This is a genomic window from Dyadobacter sp. CY327, from assembly GCF_021390415.1.
GTDB lineage: Bacteria > Bacteroidota > Bacteroidia > Cytophagales > Spirosomataceae > Dyadobacter > Dyadobacter chenhuakuii.
Map to the genome: position 1 here is coordinate 79,411 of NZ_JAJUXJ010000004.1, position 19,536 is coordinate 98,946.

Annotated in this window: 12 protein-coding genes; 11 read left to right on the top strand and 1 reads right to left on the bottom strand. The window is 44.4% G+C overall.

Annotated features, from left to right (window positions below; all coding sequences use genetic code 11):
* Positions 1 to 189 precede the first annotated feature (189 nt).
* The 3 genes from LZG74_RS12000 to LZG74_RS12010 all read left to right on the top strand — a co-directional run bounded on the left by LZG74_RS12000 (position 190) and on the right by LZG74_RS12010 (position 3,950).
* Positions 190 to 1,341: a glycosyltransferase gene (locus LZG74_RS12000; protein WP_233796823.1), complete on the top strand. Its 1,152-nt coding sequence runs from the start codon at positions 190 to 192 to the stop codon at positions 1,339 to 1,341.
* 203 nt (positions 1,342 to 1,544) lie between these two features.
* Positions 1,545 to 2,504, top strand: coding sequence for a hypothetical protein (locus LZG74_RS12005; protein ID WP_233796824.1), 960 nt, complete (start codon positions 1,545 to 1,547; stop codon positions 2,502 to 2,504).
* A 387-nt stretch (positions 2,505 to 2,891) separates the two neighbouring features.
* Complete coding sequence (locus LZG74_RS12010) at positions 2,892 to 3,950, top strand: sugar transferase (protein WP_233796825.1); 1,059 nt, start codon at positions 2,892 to 2,894, stop codon at positions 3,948 to 3,950.
* Positions 3,951 to 3,981: 31 nt separating this feature from the next.
* Here LZG74_RS12010 and LZG74_RS12015 read toward each other — a convergent pair whose 3' ends face one another.
* A complete protein-coding gene (locus tag LZG74_RS12015) occupies positions 3,982 to 6,819 on the bottom strand; it encodes a T9SS type A sorting domain-containing protein (protein ID WP_233796826.1) in 2,838 nt (945 codons plus the stop codon).
* A 232-nt stretch (positions 6,820 to 7,051) separates the two neighbouring features.
* Here LZG74_RS12015 and LZG74_RS12020 point away from each other — a divergent pair, with 232 nt between their 5' ends.
* From LZG74_RS12020 to LZG74_RS12055, 8 genes are all read left to right on the top strand, one after another.
* Positions 7,052 to 8,569 (top strand): T9SS type A sorting domain-containing protein, encoded by a 1,518-nt coding sequence (locus LZG74_RS12020; protein WP_233796827.1) that lies wholly within the window; start codon positions 7,052 to 7,054, stop codon positions 8,567 to 8,569.
* A 163-nt stretch (positions 8,570 to 8,732) separates the two neighbouring features.
* The gene (locus LZG74_RS12025) at positions 8,733 to 10,100 is read left to right on the top strand and encodes a sugar transferase (RefSeq protein ID WP_233796828.1); all 1,368 of its coding nucleotides are present in this window, start codon (positions 8,733 to 8,735) and stop codon (positions 10,098 to 10,100) included.
* A gap of 143 nt (positions 10,101 to 10,243) precedes the next feature.
* Positions 10,244 to 11,107 carry a dTDP-4-dehydrorhamnose reductase gene (gene rfbD / locus LZG74_RS12030; RefSeq protein WP_233796829.1) on the top strand — a complete coding sequence of 288 codons (864 nt, stop codon included), beginning with the start codon at positions 10,244 to 10,246 and terminating at the stop codon, positions 11,105 to 11,107.
* A 118-nt stretch (positions 11,108 to 11,225) separates the two neighbouring features.
* Positions 11,226 to 11,369, top strand: coding sequence for a hypothetical protein (locus tag LZG74_RS12035; RefSeq protein WP_233796830.1), 144 nt, complete (start codon positions 11,226 to 11,228; stop codon positions 11,367 to 11,369).
* A complete protein-coding gene (locus tag LZG74_RS12040; RefSeq protein ID WP_233796831.1) occupies positions 11,366 to 13,069 on the top strand; it encodes a sodium:solute symporter in 1,704 nt (567 codons plus the stop codon). Before LZG74_RS12035 ends, LZG74_RS12040 begins: the two co-directional genes overlap by 4 nt.
* A gap of 404 nt (positions 13,070 to 13,473) precedes the next feature.
* On the top strand, positions 13,474 to 14,835 hold the full coding sequence (locus LZG74_RS12045; protein WP_233796832.1) for a TolC family protein: 1,362 nt from the start codon (positions 13,474 to 13,476) through the stop codon (positions 14,833 to 14,835).
* Positions 14,836 to 14,854: 19 nt separating this feature from the next.
* Entirely contained in the window at positions 14,855 to 15,964 is a 1,110-nt protein-coding gene (locus tag LZG74_RS12050) for an efflux RND transporter periplasmic adaptor subunit (protein ID WP_233796833.1), read from the top strand.
* 37 nt (positions 15,965 to 16,001) lie between these two features.
* Positions 16,002 to 19,169: an efflux RND transporter permease subunit gene (locus LZG74_RS12055; protein ID WP_233796834.1), complete on the top strand. Its 3,168-nt coding sequence runs from the start codon at positions 16,002 to 16,004 to the stop codon at positions 19,167 to 19,169.
* Positions 19,170 to 19,536: the final 367 nt, after the last annotated feature.

Sequence of the window (19,536 nt, forward strand, 5' to 3'; positions counted from 1 at the left end):
TAAGCAGCAGGATATTTTTAAATAAGCTAAATAAAACTTTGACCCCAAAAATCTAGGTTTTCACCACTTAGATTTCAGTGGATTATCTAAATAAAGTACTTTTGAATCGGCTTAAAAATAACGTCTGATAAGCTAATTAACCCTTAGCAGTATTATGCTGCGAATCCATAACTACAAACTCAACTTCCCATGAAACTTCTACACGTCGTATCCTCAATGGACCCAAAGTCTGGCGGTGTAAGTCAAGCAGTTAGAACAATTATCGAAGGCCTTTCCACTGAAAATCTCATCAATGAAGTAGTTTGCACTGATACAATGCAGACTTATTCTGTTGGCGATAATTTCAAAACTCATTTTGTGGGACCGGGCAAAAGTTCTTGGCATTATACATCAAAATTGATGAGCTGGCTGAACGAAAATGTGTACAACTATGATGCTATTCTTGTTCATGGATTATGGCAATATCATACCTATGCTGTTTACCAGGCTACGAGAAAAATTGATAAAAAATTATTCAGAATATTTGTAATGCCACACGGCATGCTGGACCCCTGGTTTCAGCGCGCCAAAGGAAGAAGAATTAAGGCAATCAGGAATTGGATATTCTGGAAGTTTATCGAAAACCGGATCATTAATAAATCTAACGGCCTGTTCTTTACCTGCGAAACAGAAAAACTATTGGCCAAGGAAACTTTCTTTCCTTACACGCCAAAAACCGAACATGTTGTAGGACTTGGCGTCCAGTCGCCACCTGCGTTCAGCAGCCAAATGGAAGTTGAATTCACAAAAAAATGCGATACTAACGGAAGGCCCTACATATTATTCCTCAGCAGAATCAATGTAAAAAAAGGCGTTGACCTTTTAATCAATGCCTATCTTTCGCTTAAAGCAGCCGGCTGGAACTTACCAGTCCTTGTGATAGCCGGGCCCGATCTGGAAACCCCGTATGGCCAGCAAATGTTACAGCTGGCTTCTGTCGACCAGGACATTATCTTTCCTGGAATGCTTGCAGGAGATGCCAAGTGGGGCGCATTTTATGGCTGCGAGACATTCATTCTGCCCAGTCACCAGGAGAACTTTGGCATTGCTGTTGTAGAAGCGATGGCGTGTAGTAAACCTGTTCTTATTTCTGACCAGGTCAACATTTACAGGGAAATCGAAGAAGGTCGTGCAGGAATTGTCGCCACTGACAGTTTGGAAGGCGCAAAACAGCTTATAGCTAGTTGGGTATCCCTTAACGCATTGGAACAGCTTGAAATGGCAGAAAATGCTAAGGAATTGTATACTACGCTCTATTCGGTGGCACCGGCTGCCAGAAGACTCAAAGAAGCCCTGTCCTAGACACACCGCCGACTGATCGACCTGGATCAAGATTCCCGGTAGTGTCGTCAGGCATTCATATCTCCCAAAGTCCATTTGCACACACTAAGCTAACTTTAAGTCGAGGCTGGAAAGCGCATATATCTATGCTATACGCCTCGATGCATTCATCTCAATAAACCGTGTAAACCCAAATTTACACTGAAGCTAAATGGCACAATCTCATGTTGCGTGAGACAATTGCCTTTTCGAATATGAACACAGATTCTTTTGACGTTCCCGTACTTCTTTTGGCGTTCAATCGTCCAAATACAATTTGCGACGTGTTTGATCAGATCAGGAAAATCAAGCCAAGCACACTTTATATTTTTTCAGATGCACCGAGAGATGATCAGCCCGAGGACAACGAATTAGTTGAAATATGCAGGCATTTGATGGACGAGTCGCAGATTAACTGGGATTGTAAAGTAGCACGTTGGTATGCAGATAAACACATTGGCAGGGCTGTTGGGACATCCTCAGCGATCAGTTGGGCGTTCGAAACCTCGGACAGGTTGATTGTTCTGGAAGAAAATTGCGTGCCACACCGCACGTTCTTTACGTTTTGCAGACAAATGCTTGACAAGTACCAATTCAACGACCGCGTCATGCACGTTTCAGGGCTACGGCGAGTAGGTGAGCTGGAAGAAAATAATTTTGACCACTTCTTTATTCATGTAGCTGATATTTATGGCTGGGCAACGTGGAAGCGGGCCTGGAACAGATTTGATTTCTGGATGGAACAATATACGGAACCGGATAGCAAGAAAATTTTACAAAAATTGCTTGGAAGCGGGAGCACAGCAAAGTACTGGAATGGGAAGTTTTGCGAGGCTTACCTGAAGGAACAGAAGCAAAGCTGGTTTTATCAGTGGCAGTACGCCATTTTCCTGAATAATGGTTTAGCCGTGATACCTAATGTGAACCTGATCAGTAAGCTTGTACCCGAAGGCAGTGATCATGCATACAGATCACATTTCGACAGGAACGTTGCTTGGCGGAACCGTCTGACCGACGCACCATCGGTCGTGAAGACATCGCACAAGCTTTACCTTGAAGAACCGAGGTACAGCAAAGACAACCAAAGCATTAGACGTATATTAAACTACGTTCGTTTTTCTCTAAAAAAGTATAAAACATTCTAAGACATTGTAGAATTAGATTTTGAGAGACATCATTAACTTCCACTAAGTCGAAAATGAGTTTTTTTCCACTTCCTCCCTTATATCATGAGAACTTTTTATACCCAAGTCTTATCCAGGTTCCATTTGTGGACTGATCTAGTTTCATTAAATCTGTCTTATGTACTTGCAAGTATCATTGTCTTAGGCGGCGTCGACCGATTTGTTGATTTCGATTATCTCAATTTGTTGCTATTAAGTAACCTGATCTGGATTGCCTGCATTTACGTATCGGGCCTGTACACTTTCAATAGTAAAACCTACGACCCCTTTATTCATTTATGCAAGTTGCTGATCACGATTGCAGCACACTTTATAATACTTGAAATCGTGTTGTACCTAAATGGGGATATGTTTAATAAAAGAGAGCATCTGGCTTTCACTGCTTTCGAAATATTCTTAGCATTCGAATTGGCGGCGAACATCTTGCTAATGATCGTATCTCAATACTGGCAAAAGCTGGTTTATCGCCGGAAACGCTATGCTGTTATGCTGAATGGAAGTCCTACACGAGCGTTTGACGATTTCCACGAAGACAGAAGAAGAAGGGGTTTCCAGTTATGCGGCGTCTTTAATCTGGCCGAAACTTCTACACAGTATCAGCAATTACACAAATTCATCCAGCAGGAACAACCGGATTATCTCTATTGCTGGCTTAGCGGTATACAGCCCGAATTGCTGCAAAATATCATTGACTTCTCCGAAACGCAAAAAACCCACGTCAGATTAATCCCCGACAACATGAATTTTTTGGATCCTGATTTCCAAGTTGAATACACAGAAAAGAGCCCATTCATGTTTATTAATACGTGCTATGCGTCTGACACACATAGCCTGCTAATCAAACGCTCTTTCGACGTGGTCTTTTCCCTGATGGTTCTGGTTATTGGTTTTCCTTTGTTTCTTTTTATTTGTGCATTAGTAATAATGGCTTTCAGAAAATCCGTATTTTCTATGGAACAAAGGGTGGGAAGATCGGGCCGGACCTTCCGTATCATCAAGTTCCGTACGACAGAGAATGACGGGTCGGACGAAGCGCATTGGATGAACTCACAGACGCATTACCTAAACGCGGTCGGTTATTTCCTCAGACGCAGCCGCCTCGAGGAGATGCCTCAATTCATCAATGTGCTGAAAGGGGATATGTCCATCGTGGGTCCACGGCCCCTGTTGATGCAAGAGGCCGAAATGTTGATCAAAGAATCAAACGATGATTTACGTAAAATACTAAGTGTCCGCCCGGGCATAACATCTATTGGTCAAATCGAAGACGAATATATGAGAAGCGTAAACGGTAAAATGGGTCAGATCAAACAAGATATGTGTTATCTGGATTCATACAGCCTTACGAAAGACCTTCAGTTGATTCTGCTTACCATCCAGTTGCTTTTGGTTGGAAAAGGAAGGTAAGGTGGATTCATTGTCTTGCACAGCGGTTGCTCTAGGGTATTTTTACCACTCTTTCAGTGAAGGAATGACCGTCATCACTAATAATCCGGAACGTGTAAACTCCCGGAGCCAGATGTTTCAACGAAACGCCTTTTGTCGGAAACTCGCTTTCAGAAAAGACCTGCAGACCGGTTATATTATAAATTTCGACTGCATTTCTACCTTGTAATTCTCCCGACAGGTATACGGCATCAGCAAAAGGATTTGGATATAAAAACGGGCGCGATAAACTTTCGAAAGTAACGCTTGCAACTTTACTGTATGTGTAGTAGGTATCCTGATCTATCATTTTAAGGCGATACAGATTTTGCCCTGGTCCAGGAACCGTATCCCGGAAAGAATATGAACGCTTGTCATTGCTTTCCCCGCTAGCTTGAACCTCTCCGATTTTTACCCAGTCCAAAGGAATTTTGAAGCGTTGTATTTCAAAATAGCTTGCCTCCGATTCACTGCTTGTAAGCCATTCCAATTGTGAGAATCCTTCTATTTTCGACGCAGTGAAAGAAGTAAGTATTACTGGCAGCGGATCATCGTTACACATGATGGTGCTTACCGATTTGTGCACTATCCCATCAAAGCTTGCATCATCAATAAGATTGGGAGAATTCACCAATTCGGAGCTGCATATGAAGGTGTTGTACGAACCCGGATTGAGGTAAATAGCATTTTGACAATTAATAGCTTTATTGCCTTCAATGATACTACCCTGAATTGCCGGGATTTGGCGGTCAATGTAATTGGAAACAGGGTGAAATTCTAGATAATTCAAAAAACCCTCAGGAAATGGTGCATCAACAATAGCAGGCGTATTTGGTTGTCCTGCAACAACTGTATTTCCCCGCATTTCAAAACCAATGACCGACGTCCCGAAAGTTTCAGACTGCATGTGTTGTACAGTATGAATTCCGATAAAGTTGCCATTTGTCCTGTCAGTGTTGGATACCGAATTACCAATGACCTGATTATTGAACATTGGAACGAACTTTTGCCCGTTGTCAAACAGCTGATAAGGCGTCAGATCTATTGACCCGCTATTCACCAGTGTATTCTTAACGATTGCAACATCGGTTGTAGCATTATGGTAAAGTGTGATGCCCCGGCGGTTACCTTCAAAAGTGTTGCCATACAAAAGCCAGTTGCGTGAGCCCCAGTTGAAGATTGCATAGTGGCTTCCCGCGGTCGGAACTACGTCCCATGCTTTGTCAATTTGCATTACATTACCAGTCCGGCTGGTAATATTTCTCCACTGCCCCACTCCCCTTCCACTTACGATGGCAACGACCGGTCGTCGCCGGAAGCCCTGCCAGTTTTTACTGTTATCAACGATAGTCGTAGCAGAGGCGCTGCTAACAACACCAGCTTCTTCATCAATTTTATCAATTCCGCCACCTTCACTGATAATGGCTTCTCCATCATTCCTGTTTTGAGCAGGGCCGTTGATTACTTTAAAAAGATTGTTTTTAACGGAGAGGTTCTCAGAGAAGTTTAAAATCAGCACGTGGTTGACCAGATGGCCAGGATACCGCGCAGCTCCATCACGACTAATTTTATTATTTTCAAAAACCCCGTCGTGCGCATCATTAAGGTTAATCCCCTCTACTGCGAAATTGATTATATTGTCTCTGATCACAAAATTGGTGCACCCGTTTAATTGCATCGGGCCTCGGTAATCGTGCCTAGCATTCAGTCCGTGGCTAAATTCAGAATTGGCGATCACCAACTTATCACTCTCTGCAAGCCACAACCAGTCGCCAAGATTCATCTTGAAACGAATGCGCTGGATAAATATCTCCGACCCCTCGCCCCGGCTGTTACTTAAATTTTCGCTGCCATAATTGTCAATGTTCTCCAGAGTAAGGTCAGCCAATCCTGCCTGAACGGTGGCTGGTGGCCAGTAAACGCCAAGGTGTTGAACGGCAAGCTCGTATCCAAACTGAATGATCGTCTGGTCTTTCCCGGCTCCCTGGACAACAACCCTAGACCGCATACGTATATATTCGAAGTATCTATATGTAAGCTTATATTTTCCTGCTGGCAAGTATACAATCCCGCCTCCTGCTGCAGAAGCGAGATCAATTGCTTGCTGAATTGCAGGTTGATCATTAGCATTGCCATCGCCCACGGCCTTTTCTGATAATCGGCTGTCGGTCTTTACATTATAAACATTTCTATAGAAGTTTAATTTCGACGCCCAGCCCACGCCAAGTTCAAAATAGTCGACGTCAGCGGCATGGATTGCTATTTTTTGCGCCATTTGCGTTTCTCCTTCGTTCCCACTTAAGCCATTCCGGACAAAAATCTTGTAGGTTTTCCCAACCTGAAGGTTGGCAGGCAACTTAACACTTAGCTCATAAGCGTCGCTTTTACCTGTATTAACAATTCCCTGGAACGAAGCCGATCCATCATCTTCCTGAAAACGAACGCCTGCCGCATTGTTTTGGAGCTGTAGGTTACGGCCATAAATGCGAAGATTGCCACCCGGAGACGCGTCAGGTGAATCGAGATGCATGCCCAACGCGCGGTTAACGAACACGATAGGGCTACGCTGGCCTTGATCTTCAATCCATACCTGATAGACATTCAAATCCATAGAGGTAGGAATCGTAGCCGTTGCCAGATTGTCATTTTTGATGAAAGCAGCAAGTTGGGCACCAGATCCCGATGACCCAACCTTTATATACGCCTTGGCATTTTTGCTAAAACTTCCTTGCAAGGCTATTGCCTCTCCCGGCATTGCGGTAGGACTGGAGTTGAAAATGAAAACCTGTGCAAACAACCTGTCGGTATTGCAGGTGATGAGAAGAAATAAGATCAGGGTACACTGCTTCATATGGCGACGAGCATTTGTTTATTCAAACCTAAAAACCTTCCAAAGCTTTATTGCAATAGTCGTTTAACGAGACAGATCTTTGTAAACAAACCTAGCATAAAGTATCCTTGCCTGCAAGATCAAAATGCCCAATTAGCAAGAAAATCGAATTTATTTGCGACAAAGTAGACCTACTACTACTTTTCCAGAAATAAACTTATATTTGTACTACAACTATAAGAATTACTTGCTTATGACCTCTTCATTACTAACTCCTATTTACGGTACATTATTAATTTTACTTTCAGCAATCGGTTCGTGCGGTGCAACATTTCCATCGCATTCTATATCAACGCAATTTGGTGCAGATGAACCGATTAGAGTAAAAAAACCATGGATCATTATCAAAGCAGGAGGCGCAGAGCTCCCTATTCAATTAGAAATAACGGGCAAGAATCAGATCGCTGCATTTCATCTTGGCGAATTCTATGGAATTGCGGACAGCCAAAAAAGCATATTCTTTAATCTTGATAAAGGAGTCGTTGTAAGTACTTTGGCGGTGTTCGGAACGCGAGCAATAAAAACACCGAGAACCGCTACGGCAGTAAATAGTGCCCTTCATTTCAAAAACGGCTCGACCTATCAGTTCCGGGCTGCACAATCAACTGGCTCCCGATCCTGGGATAATTTAAACGAGAATAATTTCGAAGGCACTATTGAGATTAGTCCAGGTTTACACCATGTGGATGGCTATGTGTCCTATGATGGATCCGGACCATTTACCTTTCCCTTGGGCAACGGCAGTAATCATTACTATCCACTGACTTGTAACGGAAATGACGGACAAGTGATCACTGCTTCCTGGATTTCCGGAGACCCCTCAAACGGTATTGATCCTACTGACGCAAATTCAGCTCATAATAGAAATCTGTTACAAAAAGGAATTAAAAGAGTTTACGCTTCGGGCCAGTGGGACTGGCATGTCCGTCAATCCGGAACACCATTAGTAGGAACCGCATCACCTGCTAATGTTGCACCAGCCGCACCTATAAAAATTACAGTAAAGATTCCGGATGATATTAGTTCTGTTACAGGAACATCCATTACTGAACTGGCGCTTGTAGGCTGGAATGGAACACAATGGGAGCCCTTACAGGACTCTCAGATGGAGTCAGGAATGATCTCGGCCTTTGCCAGCAAACCGTTCTCGGCTATTTCCTTTGGCAGTGTGGATGTGGACCCACTGCCGGTGAAACTTGTTCACTTCTCTGCACATCCCGAAGGCAAAATTGCTGTTTTGAATTGGACAACGTCATTGGAATCCAACAGCGGGTATTTCGATATCGAACGCAGTGTTAGCGGCAGAGATTGGCTTAAAATTGGTAGAGTCTCGGCGGCCGGGGAAAGTTCACAAATCTCCTATTACACCTTTTCGGATTTCAACGCAGCTGTTGGCAATAATCTTTACCGTTTAAAAATGGTTGACCAAGACTATTCTTTTTCTTATAGTCGCATTGAGTCTATTTTAATTGAGCAACCCAGTATGCTCACAGTGTACCCAAATCCAGCTAACGATATCCTAACCATTGTCCCTGGTAATAATCGGGATAAGATTGTTAATGTCATTATGTTCGATATCTCCGGTCGTACAGTGCACAGTTCTCAGCTAAATTCCATAGATGTAAAGAAATTTCAGCCAGGCATTTATACTTTGCAGATCACGGGACCAAAAAATGATATAATTTCTAAAAATGTAATAATAGAAAGATAGCATCCGCCGACTCAAAAGGAAATAATAAGCTACTTTTCTGAAAATGTGTTAGAAATCAGATAATTTGTCATATACTTGTATGAAGAGCTGTTGGATATTGCTATTTTAGCTGTGTTGAACAATATCAAGAATCAAGATTGCTTAATACTCAATGTTTATAAATATGAAAAATCACTATCCAGGACTTCTCCCTAAGGCACATTTATGGGCAGATGTTGTGCTTCTCAACTTATCCTTCTTTCTGTCGTATTTTCTCCGATTTAGTGACATGTCGGTTTTTTATAAAAACCAGTACGTTAATCTCTTATTAGTCGCAAATCTGGTGTGGGTTTTTACAATCTACATATTTAAAACCTATCATTTCACACGCCTCTCCTATCATTTTAATGTACAATTAGGCAATTACCTTAAAGCGTTGATGGTTCATGGCGCTGTTATGATGGGATTTTTGTACTTATCGAAGTCCGGCGAAGAATATTCAAGATATCAATTTTTGATGACATATGGCCTTTTTATTATTCTGTCAACAGCATCCAGAGCCACTGCTGTCCTCTTTTTGAAATTATACCGCAAAGCAGGATACAATTTCAACCGTTATGCTATTGTTGGTAGAGGCGATCTCGCGGGTTTAATCAGGGAGTTTTATAACGACCGGAAAGAGTTGGGATATCGATTTTATGGCATGTATCATTTTCAAGATAAAGAAAACGAAATTGATGCATTGGAATCAATGGTTAAGGAAAAGCAATTAGACTATTTATACTGTTGCCTTTCAGACGTGAATGACGACCAGGTAAGACAAGTGATCAAACTCGGAGAGCGCCTTAAAACACAAATCCGTCTTGTTCCAGACTTTCGCGGATTTATGACGAACATGGCCACTATCGAATACCATGATATGTATCCGATTATTCAGGTCAACACCAAGCCATTTTCAAGTTTCAATGAGCAAACTGTAAAACGCCTTTTTGATCTTGCGTTTTCTGCAATTGTAATGATTCTCGGAGCTCCCATTTTCTTTTTTGTATGGGCTGCAATTAAAATCAGCTCTCCGGGACCGGCCTTTTTCAAGCAGCAACGTTCAGGACGCTGGGGCAAAATGTTCTATATTTATAAGTTTAGAAGTATGTACACGGATGCGGATAAGATGGGCATGCAGCACTCGAAAGGTGACAGCGATCCACGCATTACACCTATTGGCCGGATACTTAGAAAATCGAGGCTGGATGAATTGCCTCAGTTTATTAATGTGCTAAAAGGTGAAATGTCTGTTGTTGGCCCTCGCCCATTGTATAAGTATGATGTAGATATGTTAATGGAAGCGGCTCCTCATGATTTCCAGCGTTTATTAACCGTGAAGCCTGGAATTACATCAATTGGACAGATTAATGTTGGTTATGCAGATACGGTTGCCAAGAATGTCGAGCGATTGAAATACGACCTTCAGTATCTTAAATCTTACAGCGTATTTGACGATGTTCAACTCATTTTTCGGACTGTTCAGGTTATGGTGCTGGGCAGAGGTCAGTAATACTTGGCGTTTATCTGTAAGCTGCATTTCTTACCACTATAGGTTTAGCAATAATGAAAAGGCCTGACTAACAAAGTCAGGCCTTTTCATTGCATATTATTTTATCATCATTACCTTTAAGTGGTTGTAAATATCTAATAATAATGAAAATTGTAGTGCTTGGCGCGTCAGGGCAATTAGGAAGCTGCCTCAAAAGAGTTGCTCATGAAAGAAATATTACCAGTATCTCATTCCCGCCAGAAGATGTTAGCGACATTTTAAATCCTCAGTTACTTGATACTTTGTTTTCTTTGGAAAAGCCTTCTTTCATTATTAATTGTGCCGCATATACGGCTGTTGACAAAGCGGAAGACGATATAGAGACATGCAGAAAAGTAAATCGCGATGGAGCTCGATACATTGCAGAGGCCTGCAAGAAGTATAATGCGGCATTAATTCACATTTCAACTGATTTTGTATTTAAAGGCAATATCCCAAGTCTGTTGAGTGAAAGTGACTTAGCCGAACCAGAAAACATTTATGGCATCACGAAACTTGAAGGTGAATATGCAGTAATTGGATCGGTCGATGAACATTTCATTCTCCGTACAAGCTGGCTTTACTCCGAATACGGTAACAATTTTGTTAAAACAATGTTACGCCTGGGTAAAGAGCGCGGAGAATTGGGTGTCATTATCGACCAAGTCGGCTCCCCCACCTATGCGATCGACCTGGCCGGGACAATTTTAGATATCATTGAGTCTGACAGCAAGTCGTATGGTGTTTACCATTACAGCAATGAAGGTGTAACTTCATGGTTTGATTTCGCTAAAGCGATTTTTGATATTAGTCAGACACAAGTTGAGCTTAACCCAGTTAAGACATCTGAATATATTACCAAAGCAGTTCGCCCGGCCTATTCTGTAATGGATAAGACAAAAATCAAAACAACATTCTCCACACAGATTCCTTATTGGAGAGATAGCCTTACAACATGTCTGGCGCGTCTCGCGCAGACACAGGCATAGACGGATCCGCCTATCCTGATTTCCTATTTTTATGCTAAACGACATAAAAAACCGTTCTATTTTTACCGGTGGTACAGTACTCGGTTGCATTGCACCCTAATTTTCCAATCCGTTCTAAATGAATGTAAACGATAATAATCCGAATGACCGCGACGGCTTACCCCCATTTGTCAGAAGCTGGAAACAGCTTTATCAGCTGCTTATTGGCACGCTCATTCTGCTGATTGTCCTCTTCTATTTATTTATGAAACACTTTCAATGAGCTCGCTGGACTGGATTGTACTCTCACTCACACTGATATTTGTTGTTGCCTACGGGATTTATCGCAGCCGCGAGAAGCATACGATGGACTCGTTTTTACTGGCCGGGCAGTCCATGCCCTGGTATCACGTAACGCTGTCATTGATGGCCACGCAGGCCAGCGCTATCACGTTTTTATCTGCTCCGGGTCAGGCTTATACGGACGGCATGCGGTTTGTGCAGTTCTATTTTGGTTTGCCGCTTGCTATGGTGGTGCTGTGCATCACATTTGTGCCCAAATTTGGCCAGCTTAAAATATTTACAGCCTACGAGTTCCTGGAAAGGCGCTTTGACCTTCGAACGCGGGCGCTCACTTCTTTTCTTTTTCTTTTGCAGCGCGGACTTTCCACAGGGCTTTCCATCTATGCGCCTTCGCTGATTCTTTCTGCTATCCTGGGGTGGGACATTATGTGGACCAACATTATCTCCGGAGGCATTGTCATGCTCTATACCATTGCAGGCGGCAGCCGCGCGGTTTCACACACGCACTTGCAGCAGATGGGCATTATCACGGTTGGAATGGTGATTGCGGGCGTAATGGTTGTTCGTTTTTTGCCTAATGATGTCTCCTTTGGTGATGCGCTGCATGTGGCCGGTAAGATGGGCAAGATTAATCTGATTGATTTTACTTTTGATTTAAACAACCGTTATAATGTTTGGTCCGGGCTGATCGGTGGTTTCTTTCTGCAACTCTCCTATTTTGGAACGGATCAGTCGCAGGTCGGGCGGTTTTTGACGGGAAGCTCGCAGGGGCAAAGCAAGCTGGGGCTGGCCATGAATGGTCTTTTAAAGATCCCTATGCAGTTTATGATCCTGCTGGTGGGCGTTTTGGTTTTTGCATTTTATCAGTTTACAAATCCGCCGCTGTTCTTTAACGAAACGGCCGTGGAGCAGGTCCGAAAAACGCAGTATGCCGCCGAATACCAAAAGCTCGAAACCCGCCACGATGCCATTCAGGCCGCCAAGCGCCCGCATGTGATGGAGCTGACGCGCGCGCTGAAAAAAGATGATGAGCCCGCCATTGAACAGTCCCGCACAGCACTGGCAAAGATCGAAACCCAGGTTCAGGATGTGCGCAAACAGGCTGGGGCCGTGCTTTCAAAAGCCAATGGAGCAGAGATCAATGATGTCAACTACATTTTTCTAAGATTTGTGATTGATTATCTTCCGGTAGGAATGGTGGGTTTGCTGATTGCGGTGATCCTGCTGGCGTCAATGGGATCAGTGGCATCGGCTTACAACTCGCTGGCCTCTTGCAGCATCGTGGATATTTACAAACGGATGGTGCATAAAGATGATGATTCACGCAATTATGTGGCAGCCTCCCGCTGGGCCACATTCTTCTGGGGCGTCTTCTGCATTGGCGTAGCGCAGTATGCCTCCCGGCTGGGCAGTATGATCGAGGCCGTTAACATTCTGGGTTCATTGTTTTATGGCGTGATCCTGGGCATATTCCTGGTCGCATTTTATTTTCCCAAAATCGGAAGCAGGGCTGTGTTTTTTGCCAGTATACTGGGTGAAATATTTGTGGTTCTCAGCTACTGGCTGGATCTGACTGCCTTTCTATGGCTTAACCTGATCGGCTGCGCCCTTGTTATATTCTTTGCGCTGATCCTTGAAAAGATCTGGCCCCAACCCGCCCAAGAGGTGAATGCGTTGTAAGTAACTGCCAGGCGCGCGCAGCAAGCTCCCCTGAATATTGCAATCCGTAGCACATTCCGGCAGATGGCAGGGTTTGTGCACAATTTCTTTTAAAATTTTGATTATTAGAAGAAGATTGCTTGGCAGCCCAAATTTTTACTGGTTACCGTGAAACTATTCCGGGTTTTAAATCCTTAATAAGTACAATCCAAGAACCCTGACGGGCTGTTTTTTACGGCTATTATGTCACCGTTTGTATACAAAATTTTTCATCCTGAACCTTTTATGTATCCCTTAGCCCACCCAGTGATTTTCCAGTCAGGCTTAGATTTTATTCCTACCGACAGCTGACGACCGGGTCCCGTTCTTTACCTCGGCGCTATTAAAGCGTCAATATCTATCTGTTTCATAAAATAAAAATCTACATGAAGTATTGGTCTAAGCCACAAAAAACAATGCGTTTGGCGCTTAGCTCGGCACTGCTTTCACTCACTTCTTTTTGCCCGATATTCTCTCAGGCTATTCAGGAAAGTTCCAAAGAGGCGCCCTTATTGGAGCAGGCAACTTTGCAGGCGGTTGTTGACTACGCCATTAAAAACCAGCCCATTGTTCAGCAATCGCTGATCGATGAGCGGATTACCGAAAATCAGATCCGCAGCAGGCTTGCCGACTGGTATCCGCAGATCAATTTCAATTACAACTTGCAGCACAACTTTATCGTGCAGACCAGCATCATTGCCGGTAATCCCGTAAAGCTTGGTGTCAGCAACATTTCAGCAGCGCAGTTCACATTATCGCAGCAGATCTTCAACCGCGATGTGCTGTTGGCAAACCAGACCAAAAGAGACGTGCTCTTACAGGCCAGCCAGAACACTTCCTTTAATAAGACCGACATTGCCGTCAATGTTTCCAAAGCATTTTATGATGTGCTGGCAACGACCCAGCAGATTGATGTAGCTCAGGAAGATATTCAGCGCCTGGAAAGAAGCTTAAAGGATGCAGAAAATCAATACAAGTCAGGAATTGCTGATAAAATTGATTTTAAGCGTGCGACCATTTCGCTTAACAACACCAAAGCCAGCAAGAAAAGCAATGAGGAGCTTTTGAAAGCCAAGCTCGATTATCTGAAATCGTTAATGGGTTACCCATCCGACAAGCAGCTAGCGATCGCCTATGACACATTGCAGATGGAAAGAGAGATATCGCTGGATACGCTGCAAAATCTGGATCTGAACTCGCGCATAGAATTTCAGCTGCTGAGCACGCAGAAAAAGCTTTTGGAAGCAAATCTTCAATATAACAAATGGAGCTATCTGCCTAATATTTCGCTCAACGGGGCTTACAACCTGAACTTTCAGAATAACCAGTTTACCGATCTTTACAACAAGAATTATCCCAATTCCTTCGGACTGCTGACGCTTTCGCTGCCCCTTTACCAAGGTGGTAAAAGAAAGGCCAACACCAAGGCGGCAGAATGGCAGATCAAACGACTCGATTGGGATATAAAAGGCCTTCAAATGAATGTGAGCGCCGAATACTCGCAGGCGCTGGCTAACTACAAAGGCAATCTGACGAATCTGCTTGCCCAGAAAGATAATATGGACCTGGCCCGCGAAGTATATGATGTCATCCAGCTCCAATATAAATCAGGCATTAAAACCTATCTGGAAGTGGTAACCTCGGAAACCGACCTGCGATTGGCACGCATCAGTTATTACAATGCGCTCTACCAGACTCTGGCCAGTAAGATCGATGTGCAAAAAGCCCTTGGGCAAATGAACTATTAAATCGAAAAATACCCCTATTATGTTCTCAAATAAATTACCATACTTTTCAGCAGCACTGTTTCTGGGCATTCTGAGCTCTTGCGGAGATAAAAAAGAGCAGCAGCAGCAAGCAGCAGCTCCCCCGGCCGTGCCGGTCTCACTTGTAGCTGTGACGACGGCAGACGCAACCTACTACGACGAATATCCAGGCACGGTAACTGCGCTGAACGAAATTGAGCTGCGGCCGCAGGTTACGGGCTTTATCACCGGCATTCATTTCAAAGACGGCTCCCGCGTAAGAAAGGGCCAGCTGCTTTATTCTATTGATGCCCAGCTTTATAATGCCAATTATGATCAGGCTGTTGCCAACCTTAATGTGCAGCAAGCCAATCTGGCCCGCGCTCAGAAAGATGCTGACCGCTACCATGAGCTTGAAAAAAACGATGCTGTGGCCAAACAGCTTGTTGATAATGCAGATGCAGCCCTGGAAGTAGCCAAAAGACAGGCTGAGGCGGCTAAGGCAAACATTCAGGCGGTTCAAACGAGTGTAAACTATACCAAGGTGACTGCTCCCTTTGATGGTGTGATTGGCATCTCGATGGTGAAAGTGGGCGCGGCTGTAACGGCTGGCCAGACCATTCTGAACACTGTTTCAACCGACACCCAATTGGCAGTTGATTTTAATGTAGACCAAAGAGAAATCTACCGGTTTTCGACATTGATGAAAAACGCAAAGGCGGCTGATTCCACATTCACTTTGAAATTTGGAAACGATATTTTTCCTGCGACAGGCAAAATCGCCCTGATCGACCGCGCTGTTGACCCACAAACAGGGACCATTAAGACAAGGCTTGTTTTTCCAAACAAAGATAACCGGCTGCGTTCTGGCATGAGCGGAACTGTGCGCGTGCTTAATAATGCTGCTGCCAAATCTGTGGTGATCCCCTATAAGGCAGTTACCGAGCAGCTGGGCGAATTCTTTGTATATGTAGCTGGCGACAGCAGCAAAGTAAGCCAGCGCCGGGTTGTGCTGGGAACATCCCTGGGAGCCAACGTAATCATTAAAGAAGGGCTGAAAGAAGGAGAAAAGATTGCCGTCGAAGGCGTTCAGAACCTGAGAGAAGGCGCAGTTATTAAAGAGGGAAAATAATCCTTCGCTCTTTTACTAATATTATAATCCAGTAAAAATGATTGCAGATATTTTTATAAAAAGGCCCGTTACAGCGATAGTTACGTCCATCGTGCTGGTCCTGGTGGGTCTTATTGCACTGACCATATTGCCTGTTGCGCAGTATCCGGATGTAACGCCGCCTACCGTAACAGTAAGCGGTAACTTTACCGGCGCCGACGCTCAGACCGTTGAGCAGACCACAACGACGCCTATCGAAACCCAGATCAACGGTACGCCGGGCATGACTTATATGTCCAGTAACTCGACCAGCAGCGGTCAAAGCAGCATTAACGTTGTTTTTGATGTTGGAACCAATGTCGACATTGCCGCCCTGGACGTTCAGAACAGGGTGAGTGTGGCAGAGCCTACCCTACCCGATGCCGTTAAACGTCTGGGTTTGACTGTAAGAAAACGCCAGCCAAGTATCATGATCGTGTTGGCATTGTACTCGCCCAATGGCACCCATGATGCCCAGTTCATTGGTAACTATGCCAATATTTATCTTAAAGACGCATTACAGCGCGTAAAAGGGGTTGGAGATATTATTTCCAGAGCAGATGATTTTGGTATGCGGATCTGGCTGAACCCCGAAAAGCTGGCCAACCTGCGTATGACGCCTTCGGATATTTCAGCGGCGCTTGCCGAGCAAAACCTTCAAGTTGCAGCCGGAACCGTTGGCGGTAACCCGCAGCCCAATACGCAGACATTTGAATATAATGTATTGACCAATAGCCGCCTGAATAGCAAGGCGCAATTCGAAGACATTATCGTAAGAAGCTCGCCTCAGGAAGGAAGTGTTGTTTACTTGCGTGATGTAGCCCGCGTTGAGCTGGGTAAATTCGATTACGGCGCCAATGCATTTGTTGCCGGAAAACCAGCAGCCTTTGTTTTGATCTATCAGGCGCCCGGCGCCAACGCGCTTGCCACCTATGAAGGTGTGATGAACAAGCTTGCCGAAATGAAAAAGACATTTCCCAAGGACATCGATTACGTGATCCCCAATGAAACGGCGACCGTTGTTAAGGTTTCGATCGAGGAGGTTTTGAAAACATTTGCCGAAGCGATGATTTTGGTTGTTGTCGTTGTGTTTTTGTTTCTTCAAAACTGGCGGGCAACATTGATTCCGATCCTTGCCATCCCCGTTTCGCTGATTGGTACATTGATCTTCTTTATTCCGTTTGGTTTTACGATCAACACCCTTACGCTATTTGCATTCGTACTGGCCATTGGTATAGTTGTCGATGATGCCATTGTGGTTGTCGAGGCCGTCCAGCATTATATTGACGAAAAGAAAATGTCGCCCAAGGAGGCAACCGTTCAGGCGATGAAGGATATCTCAGGACCTGTAATTGCGATTGCCCTTATCCTGGCTGCCGTTTTTGTTCCGGTGAGTTTTGTGCCCGGAATTGTGGGTCGGCTCTATCAGCAGTTTGCCATCACCATTGCCGTATCTGTTTTGCTTTCGGCTTTTGTTGCCCTTTCGCTTACGCCTGCGCTCTGCACGATCATGCTCAAACCTTCCAAAGGTGAAAATGACAAGAAGAACTGGCTGGAAAGATTCTTTGATCGCTTCAACCGTTGGTTTGACAAAGTCTCAAATGGCTATACGCGCGGCGTGGCCAAATGGATCAAGGCAACTCCGCTGGTGCTTGTGATGATGGTCTGCCTGTTTGTGGGTCTGTTTTTCCTTTTCAAAAACAAGCCATCGGGTTTTATCCCGGTTGAAGATGAAGGGCGTCTTTTTGTAACTTATGAGATGCAGGAGGCCACTTCAACGACGCGTAACATTGCTATGCTCAAAGAGGTCATGAAGCGCGTTTCTGCAATTCCAGAAGTCCGTGTAGCGGGTGGTTTGGCAGGACTTAACGTTTTAAGCTTTTCAAACAAGTCCAATGTAGGTACGCTCTTTATCAGCTTGCAGCCGTGGGCAGACCGTAAAGGCGCCGAGCATCACGTGCAGGCGGTTATCAAGCAGATACAGGCCCGTACGGCTGACATTAAGGAAGCAAGGGTGCTCGCTATTGCTCCGCCAGCGATTCCGGGTCTTGGTGCAACCTCTGGTTTTACATTCCAGCTGCAACAATCCACCAGCACCGACAACATTCAGCAGTTCGAAGGTGTCATGCGTAATTTCCTTGGTGAGGTCAACAAGCGTCCCGAGATTGCCATGGCCTATACCTTCTTTAATGCCAGAACGCCGAGTTACCAGATTGATGTGGACCGCGACAAAACCAAGAAATTGGGTGTTCAGGTCAATGATGTATTCAGCTCGCTTTCGACGCTTCTGGGAAGTAGTTATGTAAACGATTTCAACCTTTACGGACGTAACTTCCGAGTAATGGTGCAGGCTGACAGCAGTTTCCGCTCGTCGCTGGATAAAATCAAGCAGTTCTACGTCCGCAACCGCGAAGGAAATATGATCCCGCTCGGCTCGCTGGTGACAACCAAAGTGGTAGAGAACCCAGCTTTGATTTCCCACTATAATATTTACCGTTCTGTCGAAATCAATGGAACGCCTAAGCCGGGTTACAGTAGTGGTCAGGCCATTAACGCGCTGCGTGAGGTTGCCCAGAAACTACCCGCTGGTTATAGTTACGAATTCTCTGGTATGAGTAGTGAGGAGATTAAAGCGGGTGATAGTACAACATTGATCTTTTCGATCTCGATCGTTTTTGTGTTCCTGTTTCTGGCAGCATTATATGAAAGCTGGTCTATCCCTTTCTCAGTGCTCTTTGCCGTCCCTATCGGCGCTTTCGGCTCAATTCTGACACTTACATTCCTGCCGAATTTATCAAATAACATTTATGCACAGATCGGTCTGATCACACTGATCGGGCTTGCGGCAAAGAACGCGATCTTGATCGTTGAATTTGCCAAGGAACGTGTCGATGGCGGTATGGAGCTTGTAGCAGCAACCCTTGAAGCCGTTCGGCTCAGGTTGCGCCCCATCATTATGACCTCGCTGGCCTTTATTCTGGGTGTACTTCCGCTTGCATTTGCCAGTGGAGCTGCGGCAGAATCAAGAAAAACCATCGGCTGGACCGTATTCGGGGGGATGCTTGCAGCAACCTCGCTGGCCATCTTCGTGGTGCCTGTTCTTTTCGTTGCCATTGAAAAGATAGCCATGGGCAAGAAGAAACACGACCATACGCCGCCTGATGCGCCTGCTGCTGAGATAGCTTAGCATCAAGCACATCTACAAAAAACAGCTCACGGAAATAATATTTCTGTGAGCTGTTTTTTTATCGACTTGAGAAACCTGTTAAAGAAATCCATCTTTTTGTCATCAGGGACTTTCGTCACATTGTCTTATAAATACGTGATATACTTTAATTCAAGCTGCCTTTAAATATGGACGCAGGCAGTATTTATCGTATTTGCTTTTTTGCCACTTAGAATAGTATTCTATTTATATTTATATAAATTCTTAATAAATAACTTTTATATCAAAACTCATAAATCAGGATTCTAACTCCGGAATTTCAGCAGGTCGTCCCAAAAAATGTAAAGAGCAGATTTACTTGTGCAATTTTTGAAGGTAATTGTAATGA